This is a genomic window from Daejeonella sp. H1SJ63 (assembly GCF_029360775.1).
GTDB lineage: Bacteria > Bacteroidota > Bacteroidia > Sphingobacteriales > Sphingobacteriaceae > Daejeonella.
This window is the reverse complement of the sequence record NZ_JARKMZ010000028.1, coordinates 721255-739461: the sequence shown is the minus strand read 5'-3', so window position 1 is coordinate 739461 and position 18207 is coordinate 721255. Positions and strand designations below refer to the sequence as shown.

At 37.9% G+C, this 18207-nt stretch carries 16 protein-coding genes; 8 read left to right on the top strand and 8 right to left on the bottom strand.

The window, feature by feature from the left end:
- Window position 1 precedes the first annotated feature (1 nt).
- The 4 genes from P2W72_RS10965 to P2W72_RS10950 form a co-directional block, all read right to left on the bottom strand.
- Window positions 2-1393 (bottom strand): MBL fold metallo-hydrolase, encoded by a 1392-nt coding sequence (locus P2W72_RS10965; RefSeq protein ID WP_276362165.1) that lies wholly within the window; start codon window positions 1391-1393, stop codon window positions 2-4.
- A gap of 40 nt (window positions 1394-1433) precedes the next feature.
- Window positions 1434-3302, bottom strand: a complete 1869-nt coding sequence (locus P2W72_RS10960) for an ABC transporter transmembrane domain-containing protein (protein WP_276362164.1) — start codon at window positions 3300-3302, stop codon at window positions 1434-1436.
- Between the two features lie 115 nt (window positions 3303-3417).
- Window positions 3418-3684 carry an antibiotic biosynthesis monooxygenase family protein gene (locus P2W72_RS10955; protein ID WP_276362163.1) on the bottom strand — a complete coding sequence of 89 codons (267 nt, stop codon included), beginning with the start codon at window positions 3682-3684 and terminating at the stop codon, window positions 3418-3420.
- A gap of 17 nt (window positions 3685-3701) precedes the next feature.
- Window positions 3702-4481, bottom strand: coding sequence for an SAM-dependent chlorinase/fluorinase (locus P2W72_RS10950; RefSeq protein WP_276362162.1), 780 nt, complete (start codon window positions 4479-4481; stop codon window positions 3702-3704).
- Window positions 4482-4584: 103 nt separating this feature from the next.
- Here P2W72_RS10950 and P2W72_RS10945 point away from each other — a divergent pair, with 103 nt between their 5' ends.
- The 4 genes from P2W72_RS10945 (at window position 4585) to P2W72_RS10930 (ending at window position 7910) form a co-directional block, all read left to right on the top strand.
- A complete protein-coding gene (locus P2W72_RS10945; protein WP_276362160.1) occupies window positions 4585-5547 on the top strand; it encodes a PhoH family protein in 963 nt (320 codons plus the stop codon).
- A 62-nt stretch (window positions 5548-5609) separates the two neighbouring features.
- The gene (locus P2W72_RS10940; protein WP_276362158.1) at window positions 5610-6557 is read left to right on the top strand and encodes a phosphoribosylaminoimidazolesuccinocarboxamide synthase; all 948 of its coding nucleotides are present in this window, start codon (window positions 5610-5612) and stop codon (window positions 6555-6557) included.
- A gap of 44 nt (window positions 6558-6601) precedes the next feature.
- Complete coding sequence (locus tag P2W72_RS10935) at window positions 6602-6979, top strand: STAS domain-containing protein (RefSeq protein ID WP_276362155.1); 378 nt, start codon at window positions 6602-6604, stop codon at window positions 6977-6979.
- Window positions 6980-6998: 19 nt separating this feature from the next.
- Window positions 6999-7910: a ribonuclease Z gene (locus P2W72_RS10930; RefSeq protein ID WP_276362153.1), complete on the top strand. Its 912-nt coding sequence runs from the start codon at window positions 6999-7001 to the stop codon at window positions 7908-7910.
- A gap of 1 nt (window position 7911) precedes the next feature.
- Here P2W72_RS10930 and P2W72_RS10925 read toward each other — a convergent pair whose 3' ends face one another.
- Both P2W72_RS10925 and P2W72_RS10920 read right to left on the bottom strand, forming a co-directional pair.
- Entirely contained in the window at window positions 7912-8856 is a 945-nt protein-coding gene (locus P2W72_RS10925) for an MlaD family protein (RefSeq protein WP_276362151.1), read from the bottom strand.
- A 77-nt stretch (window positions 8857-8933) separates the two neighbouring features.
- Window positions 8934-9800, bottom strand: a complete 867-nt coding sequence (locus P2W72_RS10920) for an N-acetylmuramoyl-L-alanine amidase (RefSeq protein WP_276362149.1) — start codon at window positions 9798-9800, stop codon at window positions 8934-8936.
- 56 nt (window positions 9801-9856) lie between these two features.
- Here P2W72_RS10920 and P2W72_RS10915 point away from each other — a divergent pair, with 56 nt between their 5' ends.
- Genes P2W72_RS10915 through P2W72_RS10900 form a run of 4 tightly spaced genes read left to right on the top strand, consistent with a single transcriptional unit; the run spans window position 9857 to window position 15853 of the window.
- Window positions 9857-12475, top strand: a complete 2619-nt coding sequence (locus tag P2W72_RS10915; RefSeq protein WP_276362146.1) for a putative LPS assembly protein LptD — start codon at window positions 9857-9859, stop codon at window positions 12473-12475.
- Between the two features lies 1 nt (window position 12476).
- Window positions 12477-13724: a competence/damage-inducible protein A gene (locus P2W72_RS10910; RefSeq protein ID WP_276362144.1), complete on the top strand. Its 1248-nt coding sequence runs from the start codon at window positions 12477-12479 to the stop codon at window positions 13722-13724.
- A 54-nt stretch (window positions 13725-13778) separates the two neighbouring features.
- Window positions 13779-15134, top strand: coding sequence for a dihydrolipoamide acetyltransferase family protein (locus P2W72_RS10905; RefSeq protein ID WP_276362141.1), 1356 nt, complete (start codon window positions 13779-13781; stop codon window positions 15132-15134).
- Window positions 15135-15181: 47 nt separating this feature from the next.
- Window positions 15182-15853 carry a GDSL-type esterase/lipase family protein gene (locus tag P2W72_RS10900; RefSeq protein WP_276362139.1) on the top strand — a complete coding sequence of 224 codons (672 nt, stop codon included), beginning with the start codon at window positions 15182-15184 and terminating at the stop codon, window positions 15851-15853.
- A 38-nt stretch (window positions 15854-15891) separates the two neighbouring features.
- Here the strand turns inward: P2W72_RS10900 and P2W72_RS10895 are convergent, their stop codons facing one another.
- Both P2W72_RS10895 and metX read right to left on the bottom strand, forming a co-directional pair.
- Window positions 15892-17124, bottom strand: a complete 1233-nt coding sequence (locus tag P2W72_RS10895) for a homoserine dehydrogenase (protein WP_276362136.1) — start codon at window positions 17122-17124, stop codon at window positions 15892-15894.
- Between the two features lies 1 nt (window position 17125).
- Window positions 17126-18187 (bottom strand): homoserine O-acetyltransferase, encoded by a 1062-nt coding sequence (gene metX, locus P2W72_RS10890; protein ID WP_276362134.1) that lies wholly within the window; start codon window positions 18185-18187, stop codon window positions 17126-17128.
- Window positions 18188-18207 lie beyond the last annotated feature (20 nt).

The following is an 18207-nucleotide window of genomic DNA, read 5'->3' as shown; positions in this document are numbered from 1 at the left end:
ATTAATCCAGCTGATAACAAAATCCCTTCTTTGCAATTTCAACATTATAATTTTCATTATTCAATGCTTCATGAAGTGCTTGCAAAGAATTGCTTTCTCCGTGAACCAGAAAAACCTTGCGAAGCTTGTTTTGATCCTGCTGTTTAACAAAGTTCAGCAGGTCTTTATGGTCGCCGTGGCCACTAAAAAGATCAGTTTGCTTAATTGTAGCGAATACAGATAGTTCCCGGTGTCTTAAAGTAATTATCGGATCGCCCCTAAGTAAACGATGACCAAGTGTTCCTTTGGCACAATAACCAATAAAAAGTATAGTGCAGTAATAATTGGAAATGTTATAATAAAGATGATCCTGAATCCGGCCTCCTTCCAGCATTCCGGCTGAAGAAATAATAATACAAGGCTCAAAGTAATTGGATATGGCTTTACTGGCATTCATATCCTCTACATAATCCAGATTTTCAAATTCAAATTCATCACCCGATTTCCTGTAAAACTCCTGAGCTTCGTCGTTTAAGAGATGATGGTGTTTTCTGAAAATATCAGTGGCATAGGAGGCAAGCGGACTATCTACAAATACTTTTACACGAGGGACCAAACCTTTGCTGAATAGTTTGTTTAATGAATAGACCAATGCCTGTGTACGGCCAATACTGAATGCGGGAATAATTAACCTTCCCGGCGATTTTATACAGGTTTCTTCTATTGTTTCTGCCAGAAGTTCATCAATACTCTGTTTGCTCTGATGCAATCTCCCCCCATAAGTTGATTCACAAACCAGATAATCAACCTGAGGTAGTATTTCCGGATCTTTGAGTACAGGATAATTCATGCGGCCGATATCTCCGCTGAAAGCGATGGTTTTTTGAATGCTGTGTTCTTCAACGGTGAGCACAACAGCGGCAGCGCCAAGTAAATGGCCTACGGGAATAAATTTCAGACTGATTTCGCCGTTAATTCTGAACTCTTTATTGAAAGCGATGGTTACAAAGCGGTCAACCGTTTCCATAACATGTTTCTGCAGGTATAAAGGTTTCGGACCCGATTCGGTTCCTCTTTTTCCCTTACGGCGTCTTCTTTGTTTATTCAGAAAGATATTAACCGAATCAAGCAAGAGCAATTCTGCCAGGTCGGCAGTAGGAGGGGTACATAAAATCTGCCCCTCAAATCCAAAGCGAATAAGCGTGGGTAAATTGCCTGAATGGTCAATATGAGCATGTGTAAGTATGACCAGATCAATATCGGATGGATTAAACGGAAATTGTTCATTCTCCTCCTGCCAGGTATCACGTTCATAATCCAGACCGCAATCAATCAGAATGCTGTAATTGTCTGTTTCCAACAGATGCATGCTTCCTGTAACCTGTTGTGCAGCACCCCAAACTGTGAGTTTCATAAGCTAAATACGAACGGATCTATGTCTTTGGAATTCTGATTTATTCTGTTTTTGTTTCCTGACTTTCCAGTTGCAGCTGGCTAAGGTAACGATACAATCCTTCTTCATTATTCATCAATTCTGAATGATTACCACTTTCAACAACTTTACCTTTTTCGAGTACAACAATCTTATCAGCTTCGCGGATGGTTGAAAGACGATGAGCAATAATGATGGAAGTTCTGTTCTTCATCAGTTCTTCAAGAGCTTCCTGTACAAGTCTTTCAGATTCTGAATCCAGTGAAGATGTTGCTTCATCAAGGATAAGAATTGCGGGGTCTTTCAGAAGTGCCCTTGCGATAGCAATTCTCTGACGTTGTCCTCCTGATAGTTTTATTCCGCGTTCACCAACCATGGTGTCGTATGATTCAGGAAAACCACAAATAAAATCGTGGGCATTAGCCCTTTTTGCAGCTGTAATAATATCTTCTTCACTTGCGTTTAGTCTGCCGTAAGCTATATTCTCTCTGATCGTCCCTCCAAATAATAACACATCCTGAGGAACGATTGCAACTTGTTTTCTGATATCTGTTAAAGAGTAATTGTCTGATGCACTTCCATCAAACAATATTGAACCATCCTGAGCATCATAGAAACGAAGTATCAGACCTGCAATGGTTGACTTGCCGGCACCACTTGGACCAATAATTGCCACTTTTTCACCTTTCCCTGCCTTAAAGGATACTCCATTAAGAACAGTAATTTCCTTTCTTGAGGGATAGGCGAATTTGACATCTTTGAATTCAAGATTACCCTCAATTTTCCTGCTGATGGCATTTTTTTCTTCATCCATGAAGATAGGCTCATTCACTTCAGCAAGAATTTCCAGAACCCGTTCACTGGCACCAACTGCTTTCTGCATGGTGGCATATAATTCAGGAAAGCTGCCCATTGCCGCCCCTACAAACGTTGAAAGCAGAATAAAGGTGACCATGCTTGATAAACTGATTTCACCGTTTTGAACCAGGTGGGAACCATACCATACTACAGAAACAATGGCCCCAAACAAGCAGAAGATAATAAATGAGGCAAATACACCCCGGAATTTGGCGCCACGCATGGCTATATTTACCACTTCCCGGATGCTTTTATTATATCTGTTAACCTCAAATGATTCATTTACAAAAGCTTTTACATTTGAAATTCCATGCAAAGTTTCTTCAACTATAGTGTTCGACTCGGCCAGTTTATCCTGAGCCTGTCTGCTTAGTTTTCTTATAAACCTTCCAAATATTACTCCAACTGTAACAAGAACAGGTAAAACAGCAAGCAGCATTAATGTTAATTTACCTGATACCAGCACCAGAAAAATAATACCACCTGTGAAAGTGATGATTTGCCTGATCATCTCTGCCAATGTGGTAGTAATTGCATCCTGTATCTGTGAAAGGTCAGCAGATAAACGGCTGTTTAATTCACCTACGCGTCTTTGTGAAAAGAAGTTCATAGGTAAGGTAATGAGTTTATGATAAGTGTCTCTTCGTATATCTGCAAGACCCTTTTCTGCTACTTCTACGAACAGGTTAATTCTGAAAAATGAAAATACTGATTGAATAAACAGTACCGCCATCAAGATTAATGCAACCGAATTGATTTCTGTAGGGAATACATCAAGAATCTCATTCGGAACCATTTTTGTGCTCTGACCTGCCTGAACACCATTCCCAATCAAACGACCCAGTAACAGAGGAAACAGAAAGGTACTTGCACTGGATAGAATAAGACATGCAAATCCGAGGAAAAATTTGGTCCGGTATGGTCTGAGGTACTTTAATAACCTCATTACCTGTTTTATACTGTCTTTATTGATTTTAGCTTTCGGAAGTTCTTCAGCCTGAGCGTTACCGCTGTTTAATCGAGCACGTGCCATTCTTTCTTAAAAGTAATTTTGCTAGTTCAATAGCGGGATCAAAAATAGCTTAAATTGATCATCTTTTAAGTTTTACTTATCAGATCATCGTAATTTTATTAAAAAGAACAATTGATTAATCAGCATTTACAAGGCTCCATGCCTCAGCCCTTTTTGAAAAAAGAGGTTTTACTTTAGACCAGGTACTTTTGAAGAGATAAGAATCCCGGTAATTATTCAGGTCATTTTCAGTACTCCACAAACTTATCGTAAAATAAATAGAGTCATCGCTCAAATCCCTGAAAAGATCCAGTTTTAAACATCCCTCAAATTCACTGATCATTTTTTGGGATCCATCAAAAATTTCTCTGAAAGTTTCAGCACATTCTGGCTTAAAACTCATTTTCACAATTCGGGTGATCATGATTTGAATTCAATTCTTACGATGTCATTGAGGTTCAGCCCAAGCAGGCCACTGGCATTTCCTTTGTTAATGGCAATCTCCAGGTGATTGCTGATACCAAAAAGACAAAGTTTTTCACCTTCCGGTACCTCATTATAATGCCAGCTAAGCTGCTTGATTGTTTCATTACGTTTAAAATGAAGGGTAAAGTCCCTGTTTTTCTGAACCTTTGTAAATATTTCCTTGGTAATATTTGTGATGATATTTTGAAATATATCAATGTAAATAACACTTCCCCGAATCATATCACGCTCAATGACAGGCTGCAGGGTCATTTTCTCTTCTATTCCAGACACAGGAATACCGATCTCGCTTAATTTTCCTCCCTTTGCAAGGTGACTTACAGCTTTAGGAAAAATATCTGAAAGCGGGAAATGCAGAAATTTAAGATCCTGCATAATATTAAGCTCAACGATCTCGCTTGGTTTTTCATCAAAAAGCAAAGAGAAAATTCCATTATCAGAGCCTACGAAATAATGATCGCGATATTTCAAAGCAAGATATTTGGTATTTTCGTTAAAAACTGAATCAATCCCGATCAGATGTACAGTACCTTTTGGGAAATAATGGAATGAGTTTTTTAAAATAAATGCTGCCTGTGGGATATTAAATGCAGAAATTTCATGACTTATATCCACAATATTAGCTGTCGCAAGCTGGCTCAGGATGCTGCCTTTTAAGGCAGCCTGATAAAAATCTTTATGCCCCAAATCGGTTGTTAAAGTAATTATTGCCATTTAAAATGTGAATATTTATTGTTATCCTTGCGATAGATAATAGTGCTACAAATATTGAATTTTAATCTCAAATAAACAGCCCTGTCTTAAAAATAACCATAACTTGAACGAACTGATCCTAACAATTGATAATGTAAATCCTATAGTATTATGGGGTTCTAACAATGAATATTTTGAGGTAATTAAAAAGCATTTCCCCAAAATAAAAATTGTAGCGAGGGGAAGTGAGGTCAAAGTGCTGGGTGATGAGAATGAACTGAAACAGTTTCAAATTAAATTTCAGGAGATTATCGATCATATCGATAAATTTCAATCATTGAATACCAATGATCTCGGGCATATTCTGGGTACATCTGTTCAGGTTAAAACTGCAGAAGATAGTGTGGCCGGTAAAAGCAGCGGAGGTGGAGAACCAATTGTCTTTGGCCCCAACGGGATTGTTGTGAAGGCCAGAACTGCTAATCAGAGAAAAATGGTTGACAGTATCAGCAATAATGATATCATTTTTGCTATCGGCCCGGCAGGTACTGGTAAAACATATACGGCTGTTGCTTTAGCAGTCAGAGCCTTGAAAAACAAGGAGATAAAGAGAATTATCTTAACCAGACCTGCAGTTGAAGCAGGAGAAAATCTTGGGTTTTTACCAGGTGATCTTAAGGAGAAGATTGATCCCTATCTGCGTCCTCTGTATGATGCATTAGATGATATGATTCCTGCTGAAAAACTAAAAGTATTTCTTGAAAACAGAACAATAGAGATTGCACCTCTTGCCTTTATGAGGGGAAGAACCTTAGATAATTGTTTTGTAATTCTGGATGAAGCACAGAATGCTACAGATATGCAGCTAAAAATGTTCCTGACCAGAATGGGGCCTTCTGCAAAATTTATAGTTACCGGTGATGTTACTCAGATAGATCTTCCTAAAAAGCAGCAATCCGGTTTACATACAGCACTTCGGATTTTGGGTGAGATCAAGGGAATTGATATCATTTACCTGAATGGAGATGATGTGGTAAGGCATAAACTGGTTAAAAATATTCTGAGAGCTTACGGCGATATCCAGTAATAAATATTCTCAGATTAGGGATATTTTTCAGATTTTTACACAAAAATAAAATAGCCATTTACATGAGCGCAATAAAAGAAACACACTTCAATTTGCCGGGTCAGAGTCATTTTTACAAAGGCAAAGTCCGTGATGTTTATACTATAGAAGATAAATTTCTGGTTATGGTTGTAACAGACCGTATCTCAGCGTTTGACGTTGTTTTGCCAGAGCCTATTCCCTTTAAAGGCCAGGTACTGAATCAAATTGCTGCAAAATTTCTGCAGGCTACACTTGATATTGTTCCGAACTGGGTACTTGATGTTCCTGATCCGAATGTAACTATTGGAAAGATTTGCGAACCCTTTAAGGTTGAAATGGTTATCAGAGGTTATCTTGCAGGCCATGCATGGCGTGAATATCAGGCAGGAAGACGCTCCGTCTGCGGGGTTACACTTCCTGAGGGACTAAAAGAAAATGATAAGCTTCCTGAGCCAATCATTACTCCAACAACTAAAGCTGCTATAGGGCACGATGAGGACATTTCCAGAGAAGAGATCATCAGTAGAAATATAGTATCTGAAGAAGATTATATTTTGCTTGAGAAATATACCAAAGCATTATATCAGAGAGGAACAGAGATGGTGGCAGATCTGGGATTGATTTTGGTAGATACCAAGTATGAGTTTGGTAAGGCTAATGGCCGTATCACGCTGATTGATGAAATTCATACTCCTGATTCTTCCCGTTATTTTTATAAGGAAGGTTATGAGGAGCGCCAGGCTAAGGACGAGCCGCAAAAGCAATTATCCAAAGAATTTGTTCGTAAATGGCTTATTGATAACGGTTTTCAGGGTAAAGAGGATCAGGTAGTTCCTGAAATGACACCAGAATTTGTAAAATCGATTTCAGAGCGTTACATTGAACTATATGAACATATCACCGGAGATAAGTTTATTAAACACGATCATTCTGATGCTTTAAAAAGAGTTGAAAATAATATAATTGAAGCTCTTAAAAGACTTTCATGATTATGTCAGCCAAATAGTGATTGTTTATTAAAATTAAAAGAATAATGAAATTTACAGTAGATAAGCACGAAAAGTATGTTCTGATTAAACTTGATGAGGACAAGCTTAATAGTTTGATTTCTCCACAATTGAAATCTGAGTTGATATTGAGTAATTCTGAAGGGCAACGAAATATAATTCTGGACCTTTCCAATGTGAAATATTCTGATTCATCGGGTTTGAGTAGTCTTTTAGTTGGTCACAGAATATGTAAGAACTCTGATGGTATGTTTATTCTGACCGGAATAAACGATAATATTAACAGACTGATTGCGATATCTCAGTTAGAGAATATTTTGAATATTGTGGCCAGTGTAGACGAAGCGGTAGATCTGATTTTCATGGAAGAGATTGAGAAAGAATTGAAAAGGGATCCGAATTAATCAGTCTTAATCAAAACAGATGAAATTTGAAGTCACTATTTTAGGTAGCAGCTCTTCAACTCCGGTATTTAACAGAAATCCATCCGCTCAGCTTCTAAATATTAATGAGAAGTATATACTGATTGATTGCGGCGAAGCTACGCAGAATCAATTATTGCATTTTGGGCTGAAAGCCAACAGAATAGATCAGATATTTATCAGCCATCTTCATGGCGATCATTATCTTGGATTAGTCGGTTTATTATCCTCCCTTCATTTAAATGGCCGCACTAAGCCAATGGATATTTTTGGTCCATCAGAGCTGACAGAAATAATGAATATTCAGTTCAAACATTCTCAAACTGAATTAAAATATCCAATCAATTTCCGGGCTACAAGATCTGACGGGCCTGAAAAAATTTTTCAAAGTTATGATGTGATTGTAGAATCATTTCCACTTGATCACCGTATTCCCTGTACTGGTTTTAAGTTTACTGAAAAGCAAAGACTCAGAAAGATTATTAAGTCTAAAATTGAGGAGCTTTCTATTCCAACAGAAATGATTCCATTAATTAAAAAGGGGTATAATTTCACAGATAAAAACGGAAAGGTTCATCAGGCAGAAGATTTAACTATTGAAGCAGACAAGCCTAAGGTATATGCTTATTGTTCTGATACTGTTTGCAGCTGGAAATATTTGTCAAACATTGAAAATGCAGATATGCTGTATCATGAATCAACCTTTATGCATGATATGCTCAGCAGAGCAGAGGAGACTTTCCATACAACGGCATTACAGGCCGGTGAAATAGCACAAAAAGCCAATGTAAAAAAATTGCTTATAGGTCACTTTTCAGCGAGATATAAAGACTTACAACCATTACTTGAAGAAGCAAAGACTGTTTTCTCTGATACACAACTGGCAATAGAGGGTAAGACTTTCGAAATCTGATCTATTCTTTCTTACCACCAAATACTGAGAAGCTCACATATCGTTTAGGATTTGCTTTCAGATCAATCATCAACTTGTCAAGATTGCCGGCCGCATTATTCAGATTGTTATACATACGTTCATCATTGATCAGCTGGCCCAGTGTTCCGGTTCCTGAATTGATTTTTGATACAATGGTTTGAAGATCTGCTACGGCTTTGTTTGCCTCATTGATTGTCTGGGCAAAATTTGCTCTGGCCACATCATCTGAAACCTTTTCAAGATTATTCATGATGGCAGAAATTTTTTCATTATTGTTTTTAAAATTGGCAGTAATTGATTCAAGATTACTCATGATACCGGATATTTTAGAGCTTTGTCCGCTGACTAAACCATCAACCGTTTTACTTGTTTTTTCCAGATTTTCAAGTGTCCTTGCAATGCTGGCAAAGCTTCTGTCAAAATTTCTCTGGAATTCAGGATTCAGTGTACTGTTAACAGATGAAAGTATTGAATCCATACGTGCAATAATTTGTTCAGCCTTCTTCTGAACAGGTTCTACCTGCTGCATCAGATCTTTCTGAACGTTGGCATTTAAAGTATCACCATTTATTGCATAGTCACTTCCGGTTCCCAATTGAAAGACTATCGCCTTGCCACCCAAAAGATCAGTACTTTCAAGTTTCGCGACAGTATTTTTAGGAATTGAAAACTCAGGACGGACTTTAAACTGAACCAGGATCTGCCCGTTAGGGAGTAAGGTAAGCTGCGAAACACGACCAATCTGATATCCGTTTACAAGTACAGGTTTGGATGCAGTAAGTCCGTCAACACGATCATATTTAGCATAAAACTCATTTTCTCTTGAAAATACGTCGTTACCTTTTAAGTAACTGTAGCCTACAATAAGTACTGCAATTGCTACTGCGGCTAATGCACCGACTTTAGTTTCATTCGTTATTTTCATTAATTTCATTTATTTCATTTCCGGATAATTACATCAGGAAAATAATATGAAGCTTGTATTATTGTGTATGACTGAGTTTATTCCAACTCTGCCTGCTTTTTATAGGTTTGAATCGCTTTCAGAAGATTGCTTACTATTTCATTCTGACCCAGCTCAGAATTCAGATATTCTTCTTCTTCGGGATTTGACACAAAACCAATTTCTGTCAGAACCGCAGGCATGCCGGCCTTTGCCAGCACAGCCAGACTTTGTTCTTTAACCCCTCTGTCAATTCTGCCACTCTGCACATATTCTTCCTGCATATAGGATGCCAGTTTAATACTTTGCTCTCTGAATGCATTTTTCATTAAAGATAAGAGAATTATACTTTCAGGATCTTTAGGATCATAACCTTCATAATTATTCTTGTAGTCCTTTTCCAGTAGAATAGATTCATTCTCCCGCATAACAACATCCTGCTCATCTAATCGTCCAAAACCCGACACAAAAGTTTCGGTTCCTTTTGTGGAAGTACTTTGAACAGTTTTATAAATTGGAACTCTTCTTCCGCGACTATCTTTTCTATATCCGCTGATCACTTTCTTAATTGGCATTGAATTACAGTGTATCGAAATAAAAAGATCAGCTTTAATACGATTTGCTAAGCCAATACGTTCATACAATGGAATGAAAATATCTGTAGATCGGGTATAAACTACTTTAACATCTTTGACATTTTCTTCAATAGCTTTGCCTAAACGAAGAGCGACCTGTAATGCTATATCTTTTTCTTTGGAAAATATACCTCTGGTAGCACCGTCAGTGCCTCCGTGACCGGCATCTACAACAATTGTTTTGATTTTATAGGGTGTATCATTCAGCGACTTAGCAAAAGAAAGGGAACAGGATAGTAATAAGACAGTTAGTAATACGTATTTGTGTCTGATCAATGGTATATTTTTCATTAATTTTGAGGGCATATTATTATCTAACATTGCAAAAATAGTATTCATCATCGAATTTGAAATTTATTAGGCCCATTTTTATCTATTTTTCTGTAGTAGGCTACCTTGTATTGGGTTCTGTTATTCCCTCTAATGCTCAACAGCCGCGTCTACGTCCTGATAACGCTTCATCTGGTGTAAGATTGCGTTCAGATACTGTAAAAACAGATACTGTAACAAAGAAAATAAATAAATCAGCTTCTCTGAACTCTAAAGTTACTTATTCAGCTGAGGATTCTATCATTGCCGATATGCCTAACAATATAGTCTTTTTGTATGGAAAGGCTAAGGTTAAGTATGAAGATTTCGAACTTGAAGCCGACTATATCAGACTTGATCAAAAGAACAACAGCATGTTCGCGAGTGGTTTAACAGACCCTAAAACCAAAAAGTATAATGGGAAACCACTTTTAACTCAGGGATCTGAACCACCCCTGACAACTGATTCACTGTTTTTTAACTATAAAACCAAAAAGGGCAAATCATACGGGGTGTTTACCGATGTTGAAGGTGGTTTTCTTCAGGCTAATCAGTTCAAGAAAAATGAGTATGATGAGGGATTTTTTAAAAAGGGTATCTACAGTACCTGTAACCTTCCTCACCCTCACTTCGGGATACATATAACCCGCGGAATTGCTACCGACAAGCAAATTATCACAGGTCCTGCTTTTCTTGTTATCGAGGATATTCCTTTGCCGCTTGGGGTGCCATTTGGATTCTTCCCAAAGCCTAACAGAAGATCAGGCGGACTTTTATTTCCAACCTTTGGTGAAGATACGAGGGGATTTTTTATGCGGGATCTGGGTTATTATCTTGGTTTGAATGATTACTGGGATCTTTCTACCCGTGGTACCCTGTACTCTAAAGGTTCTTATGAATTAGGTACATCTGCCAGGTACAGAAAAAATTATAAATACGACGGTAATCTTAATTTCAGATTTGCTTCAACCAAAAATGGAGTTGAGGGCACTTCATCCTATAAAACTCCAAATAAGGATTTCAACCTGACCTGGAGTCACACACAAAGCCCTCTTGCAAACCCCGGAACCACATTCAGCGCTTCTGTAAATGCCGGAACAGGGTCTTATTTTTCCAATTCCGCAGCTGCTGGTACTTATAATCCGATAGAAATGACAAGAAATACCCTTTCCTCAAGTATTAGTTACGGGAAGGTATTCGCTAATGGACTATTCAATTTTTCTTCCAGTCTTTCTCATCGGCAGGATATTCAGCAACAGTCTGTATATCTGGAACTTCCAAATTTTAGCTTGAATATGACTACGATTAATCCTTTTGATTCTAAAGATCGAACTGGAGAGCAAAAATGGTATCAGCGCTTAAGTCTTGGTTACAGTATGCAGGGTAGAAATTCAATTGATACCAAAGAATATAAATTATTCAGAAAGGAGTCATTGAAAGATTTCAAAAATGGTATTCAGCATGATATCCCGATCAGTCTTTCATTTAATGTTTTGAAATATTTTCAACTCACTTCAGGGATACAATACAGTGAAAAATGGTTTTTACAAACCTTCAGAAAACGGCTTAATCCGGTTGCATCGGGTTTTGATATGGTAACTGATACTATTCAGGGATTCAGCAGAGCATACGATTACAATATGAGCTCAGGATTAGCTACCAAGCTTTATGGTAAATTCAATTTCAAAAAGGGGAATTTGATGGCAATAAGGCATGTAATGACCCCCACTGTGAATTTTAATTACAGACCTGATTTTGGCTCAAGCAAGTATGGGTACTTCCGCAATATTCAGGGAGATACCTCCAGATTAGGTGACCGCTATTCCATTTATGGTAATACTGTTTTTTCTGCTCCTTCTGCCGGAAGAGTTGCAGGCATCGGTTTCAGTGTTGATAATAATGTTGAAGCTAAAGTAAGATCAACGGCAGATTCAAGCAAGAACTCAGTGAATATACCTATCCTGCAAAGTCTTTCTTTTAGTGGTAATTATAATTTTGCGGCTGAATATTTTAAGTTGTCGACCATTGGCTTTTCAGGAAGAACAGCATTTTTTAAGGAGAAGATTGGTGTCAATTTTTATGGCACCCTGGATCCTTATAAAATCGATGCCGATGGAAACAGGATCAACAAATATACAATTGAATCAGGTAAACTGGCCAGGCTGACCAATTTCGGACTCTCTACTGATTTTAGTCTTAATTCAAAATCTGCCCAGAAAAGAAATGAAAATCTGAAAGAAATAGACGGCCTAAAGCAGGGACTGTCGAGAGAACAGCAGGCAGAATTGAATGCGATCAGCCGTGATCCCAATGCTTTTGTGGATTTTAATATTCCCTGGAATGTTAGTGCAGCTTATAGTTTTAATTACTCAACAAATGGACTTCAGAGCAGTATATCAAATACCCTGAATTTCTTCGGGGATTTTAATGTGACACCTAAATGGAAAGTTCAGTATACCTCAGGATATGATTTTCAGTTGAACAAGCTCAGTCTGACTCAGTTTTCAATTTACCGTGATCTGCATTGCTGGGATCTTTCTTTTCGCTGGTCGCCGTTAGGTACTTACAAATTTTACAGTGTTGATCTGAGGGTTAAAGCCTCAATATTACAGGATCTGAAACTAAGCAAGAGACGCGATTTTTATAACAACTTCTGACATGATAGCTGAAATTATTACAATAGGAGATGAGATACTGATTGGGCAGATAGTAGATACCAACTCTGCCTGGATGGCTCAAAAGCTTAATCTTGCCGGTATCAGGGTAAAACAGATCAGTTCTGTATCTGACGACCGTCAGCATATACTTGATGCCCTGGATCAGGCTGCCCAAAGAGCAGAAATTATTCTGATCACCGGAGGTTTAGGACCTACAAAAGATGATATTACCAAAAAAACACTTGCCGGATATTTTGGCTGTGGTTTCAGAACCGATTATGATCAGCTCGAGGTTGTAAAAAGAATATTTTCCAGGTATAAAGCTCCATTACTTGATATCAATATTAAACAGGCAGAGGTTCTTGATAATTGTATTACCCTTGTTAATACTAATGGTACAGCCCCCGGAATGTGGATCAGTCATGAAGGCAAGGTTTATGTTTCCATGCCCGGAGTGCCTTTTGAAATGATGTATTTAATGGAAGACCTCGTAATTCCTAAATTGCAGGAGACCTTTAGTTTACCCAAAATTTATCATCATACCATTCTGACCGCCGGTATTGGTGAGTCAATGCTGGCCGAGCGTATAGAATCAGTTGAAGACTCATTGCCTCAACATATCAAACTTGCCTATCTTCCGAAACTGGGAATGGTTCGCCTGCGCCTAAGCGGTACCGGATCTGATTCTGAACTATTGAAAAATGAGATCAATGATTACGCTAAAAGGATAATCCGGCTAATTGCTGAATTCGTAATTGCTGAAATTGATATAGCTCTCGAAAAGGCTATTCTGGATTTTATGGAGTCAAAAGGATTAAGTTTATCTGCAGCCGAAAGTTGTACAGGAGGTTATATCTCTCATTTACTCACTCAGCATGCCGGTAGCAGCAAGGTATTTAAAGGTGGAGCTGTGTCCTATTCCAATGATTTAAAAATCAGTATGCTCGGAGTTTCTGACCAAACATTAATCAATTATGGTGCAGTAAGTGAACAAACTGTGATTGAAATGGCTGATGGTGCAAAGAAGAACTACAATTCAGATTATTCCTTGTCTGTTAGCGGTATTGCAGGCCCGGGTGGAGGCAGTGAAGAAAAACCCGTTGGAACAGTCTGGATAGCAGTTGCCGGCAAAACAAAAACAATCAGTAAAAGATTTAGTTTCGGTAATAAAAGAGCGCAGAACATAGAAAGAGCAGCAATCAGTGCACTTACCTTACTTTTTAAATTACTCAAAGAAGAACAGGCTTAAGCGAAAAAGTTTAATTTTGCCAATACTTAACCAATTCTTTTAAAATATTCGAATATGGCTTTATATGAATTAGTTCTGCCTAAAATGGGTGAAAGTGTTGCTGAAGCTACTATCATAAAGTGGGTGAAGCAACCGGGGGATATGATTGAAATTGATGAATCTGTACTTGAAATAGCCACAGATAAAGTTGACTCAGAGGTTCCTTCACCAGTTGCGGGTAAGCTAATTAAAACCTTTTTTAAGGAAGATGATATAGTTCAGGTAGGTGCTGTTATTGCTACAATTGAGACTGATGCTTCTTCTCAGATTATGGAATCTAAGGCAGAGCCTGTTCAGGATATACAACAGCCGGTTATTGCCGAACAGCTTATCAGTACTCAGCCGGTTCAAACCGCAACAATTGCTCAGCCGGTAAGGTCAGATAAAGCAGATTTTAGTGGTGCAAGTCGTTTTTACTCTCCGCTTGTAAAGAGTATGGCAGCGGAGGAGGGGATTAGCCTGGCCGAGCTTAATACAATTCAGGGTTCGGGTTCAGAAGGCCGTGTTACAAAACAGGATATTACTGAATATTTAAAGAACAGACAAAGTTCGGGTCATGTTGTTGCAGCCGCTAAGCCTGCGATGGCTCCTGAACCTGCGATTACACAGCAGTCAAGGCCATCAACTGTTACTTCATCTGCCCCGGTGAGTTCAGTATCAGGTGGTGACGAAATCATTGAAATGGATCGAATGAGGAGACTTATTGCCGATCATATGGTGATGAGCAAACAAACTTCTCCGCATGTAACTTCATTTGTGGAGGCCGATGTTACTAATCTTGTTGCATGGCGTGATCGGGTGAAAAGCAGTTTTGAAAAGCGGGAAGGAGAGAAGATAACTTTTACTCCGATTTTTATTGAGGCAGTGGCAAAAGCAATTAAAGATCTGCCAATGATTAATATTTCAGTAAGCGGAACTCAAATCATAAAGAAAAGGGATATTAATATCGGAATGGCTGCAGCGTTGCCCAGTGGCAATTTGATTGTTCCTGTAATTAAAAATGCTGATCAGCTTAATTTATTTGGATTAACTAAAGCTGTAAATGATCTTGCATCAAGGGCTCGTCAAGCTAAATTAAAACCTGATGAAACTCAGGGTGGAACCTTTACCTTAACAAATGTTGGAACATTCGGAAATGTGATGGGTACCCCGATTATTAATCAACCTCAGGCAGCAATTCTGGCTGTAGGTGCGATTAAGAAAAAACCAGCTGTTATTGAGACTGAGTTTGGTGATGTGATAGCGATCAGACATATGATGTTTCTTTCATTATCTTATGATCACCGTGTAGTTGATGGCTCACTGGGCGGGTCGTTTGTTAGAAGAGTGGCAGATTATCTTGAAGCCTGGGATGTGAACCGGGAGATATAATCAATTATCAGCCTTTGAATTAATTCAGGAAGAGTATATATTGCTGTATGAAAAAAATGAAGTTATTCATACTCACAATATTCCTGTTTCAGGGTATCTGTACCAATGTCTTTTCTCAGCAGAAAATCCCATTTCAAAGTTCAATAGATGCTTTCAGGAAGCAGGATAGCATAAACTTTCCGCCTAAAGGAGCAATTCTATTGGTAGGTAGTTCCTCTTTCACAAACTGGAAAGACGTTCAAAGTTATTTTCCGGGTCATACCATAATAAACCGCGGATTTGGTGGATCAAGCTTACCGGATGTAATTCGCTTTGCACCTGAGATAATTTATCCGTATCAGCCTTCACAGGTTTTGATTTATTGTGGAGAAAATGATTTCCCATCAGGTATAAATATAACTGCAGATACTGTTTTTTACCGTTTTTCAAGGTTATTCAATATGATCAGAACAAAGCTGCCTAAAACAGAAATTGTATATGTTTCCATGAAACCAAGCCCCTCCAGATCAAAATATCTGGCTGAATTTCGACGTGGAAATGAAATGATCGAAAAATTCCTGAAGAAAAAGACGAACACTGCTTTTATTGACGTTTATTCGAAAATGATTCTTAAGGATGGAAGTCCCATGACCGATATCTTTCTTGAGGACAAACTCCATATGAACAAAAAAGGGTATATGATATGGCAGAAGGCATTTAACCCTTTTCTCAGAAAATAAAAAAGATCCTCCATAATTCCTGGAGGATCTTTTTTTATTTATGCTTTTTCAAGCTTTATACCTTTTAATTCTTCGAACTTTTCGGTAAGTGCACCAGCCTGGGCAAGGAAGGCCCCATCTTCAAGTATCTGATATTTTTTAGAGATCAATTCACTGATCTTAACACCGCCAAGTACATACTTAATTTCCATACTCTTGTGCTGTTCAGCAATGAACTCGAAATGAATATCATTAATCAGATCATCATGGTTATAACGGATATAAACAGGGATAACATGATCATTTTGAAGTTTTAATTTCGATTCCTGATGATATTTCTTATACTCATAACGGTAATCATATCGTAATGCAGCAACATCCGAAAGAACCGCCGAACCGGTTGGATGGCCTCCGGCTCCTTTACCGTAAAATAATTGCTGATCTGCAAATGCAGCTTTAACTGATACTGCATTGTATTCATTCTCTACATTATACAGGAAGTCGCTTTTTGGAACCAACTTAGGAATAACATATAATGCAAGCTCTTTTTCATTTAGTTTCTTTGCCGTTGGCACCAGTTTAATTTTAAGATTATGTTCCTGTGCAAAATGTAAATCTGCAGATGAAAAATTCTGAATCCCAATATTCAGGACTTCTTCAGGTCTGACAAAAACACCATAAGCATGAGCCGCTGCAATAATTAATTTAAATTTCGGATCATAACCACCAACATCAAGAAGGGGATCTTTTTCAGCAAAACCCAGGTCCTGAGCCTGTTTTAAAGCATCAGAATATTCCAATCCTTCATTGGCAATCTTTGAAAGAATATAATTTGATGAACCATTAAATATACCACTGATAGAGTGGAGCAGTTCATTATCATAATACTCTTCCAGGTTTCTGATAATTGGAATACTTCCGCAAACTGCACCTTCATAAAGCAATGATGTACCATACTTCTCCTGTAATTCAACCAACTCATCCAAATGCTCGGCAATCATCTTTTTATTAGCAGAAACAACATTTTTTCCTCCGGACAAAGCTCTTGAAACAATTTCAAACGCTGCATCGGCATCATTAATGAGCTCAATTACAGTATTAATCTGCGGATCATTTAATATTTCATCAGCATCAGTCGTAAATAATGATGCTGGAAGAGATCTTTGTTTTTCGGGATTCTTTATTGCAATTTTTCGGATCTCAATATTCAGATCTTTAGTACTTATGATATCATGTAAACCCTGACCTACAACTCCAAATCCAAATAATCCAATTGTTAATCTTTTACTCATGTTATGCTATTTTATGCAGGCTGATCACCGGATTTTCAGAATCAGCAGTTTTTAAAAAAATTCCTAAAATATGTGTAAGTACTTCTGTTTCAATTAAAAACCCATCATGTCCGTACAGGGAATTTAATTCCGCAAACTGGGCATTAGGAATATATTTTGCCATAAATTCTTGTTCCTGAACAGGGAAAAGAACATCGTTAGGTATACCAATGACAAGCGTTTTAGCTTTTATTTGTTTTAAAACTTCTTCTACAGTTCCTCGCTTACGACCTATATTATGACTGTCCATTGCTTTAGTTAAGTACCAATAACTGTAAGCATTATAGCGATTTACAAGTTTTTCGCCCTGATAACTCTGATATGAAGAGGCTTTAAAATCACTTACTTTATCAGTATTTATCTCCAGCTGGGTTGTAGCATATATTTCGTAGGTTCTGTATGAAAGAAGTGCAAAACTACGTGCAGCTTTTAACCCTTTACTTCCACCATCAGGTGTTTGGGAATAAAATGTACGATCGGCAGTGATAGCAAGACGCTGACTTTCATTAAATGCAATTCCCCAGGGTGAATGCTGTGCATTTGTGGCTATAAGTACCAGCCTTTTTATTCTGTGGGGCTCCAGAATAGACCATTCAATGGCTTGTTGTCCACCTAAGGAACCGCCAATAACCATGGCAATTTGCTCAAGGTTCAGATAATCAGCAAGAATTTTATGGGCAGCAGCAAGATCTCGTACTGTAAACTCAGGAAATGAAAGATAGTAGGGTAGTCCGGTAGTGTGGTTTATACTTAGGGGGGAAGTTGTGCCATAATTAGAACCAAGAACATTTGCACATACAATGAAATGATCTTTTGGGTTAAATAAACAGTTCTCACCAAAAAGACCTTTCCACCAATCGAAAACATCAGAGTTTGCCGTTAATGCATGACAGACCCAAATGACATTATCTTTCTTCTCATTTAATGATCCGTAAGTATGATAAGCAATCTCGAGATCTTTAATTTTTTTACCACTTTCCAGACTGAAAGTTTTTTTATGCTTATATGATTTTACAGTATTCATTTTATTCTTTAAGCATGCCT

Coding starts and splice junctions, on each gene's coding strand:
- P2W72_RS10910 (WP_276362144.1), top strand. CDS start 12,477: ATGATAGCTGAAATTATTACAATAGGAGATGAGATACTGATTGGGCAG.
- P2W72_RS10940 (WP_276362158.1), top strand. CDS start 5,610: ATGAGCGCAATAAAAGAAACACACTTCAATTTGCCGGGTCAGAGTCAT.
- P2W72_RS10905 (WP_276362141.1), top strand. CDS start 13,779: ATGGCTTTATATGAATTAGTTCTGCCTAAAATGGGTGAAAGTGTTGCT.
- P2W72_RS10935 (WP_276362155.1), top strand. CDS start 6,602: ATGAAATTTACAGTAGATAAGCACGAAAAGTATGTTCTGATTAAACTT.
- P2W72_RS10955 (WP_276362163.1), bottom strand. CDS start 3,684: ATGAGTTTTAAGCCAGAATGTGCTGAAACTTTCAGAGAAATTTTTGAT.
- P2W72_RS10950 (WP_276362162.1), bottom strand. CDS start 4,481: ATGGCAATAATTACTTTAACAACCGATTTGGGGCATAAAGATTTTTAT.
- P2W72_RS10960 (WP_276362164.1), bottom strand. CDS start 3,302: ATGGCACGTGCTCGATTAAACAGCGGTAACGCTCAGGCTGAAGAACTT.
- P2W72_RS10895 (WP_276362136.1), bottom strand. CDS start 17,124: ATGAGTAAAAGATTAACAATTGGATTATTTGGATTTGGAGTTGTAGGT.
- P2W72_RS10900 (WP_276362139.1), top strand. CDS start 15,182: ATGAAAAAAATGAAGTTATTCATACTCACAATATTCCTGTTTCAGGGT.
- P2W72_RS10930 (WP_276362153.1), top strand. CDS start 6,999: ATGAAATTTGAAGTCACTATTTTAGGTAGCAGCTCTTCAACTCCGGTA.
- metX (WP_276362134.1), bottom strand. CDS start 18,187: ATGAATACTGTAAAATCATATAAGCATAAAAAAACTTTCAGTCTGGAA.
- P2W72_RS10920 (WP_276362149.1), bottom strand. CDS start 9,800: ATGAAAAATATACCATTGATCAGACACAAATACGTATTACTAACTGTC.
- P2W72_RS10965 (WP_276362165.1), bottom strand. CDS start 1,393: ATGAAACTCACAGTTTGGGGTGCTGCACAACAGGTTACAGGAAGCATG.
- P2W72_RS10925 (WP_276362151.1), bottom strand. CDS start 8,856: ATGAAAATAACGAATGAAACTAAAGTCGGTGCATTAGCCGCAGTAGCA.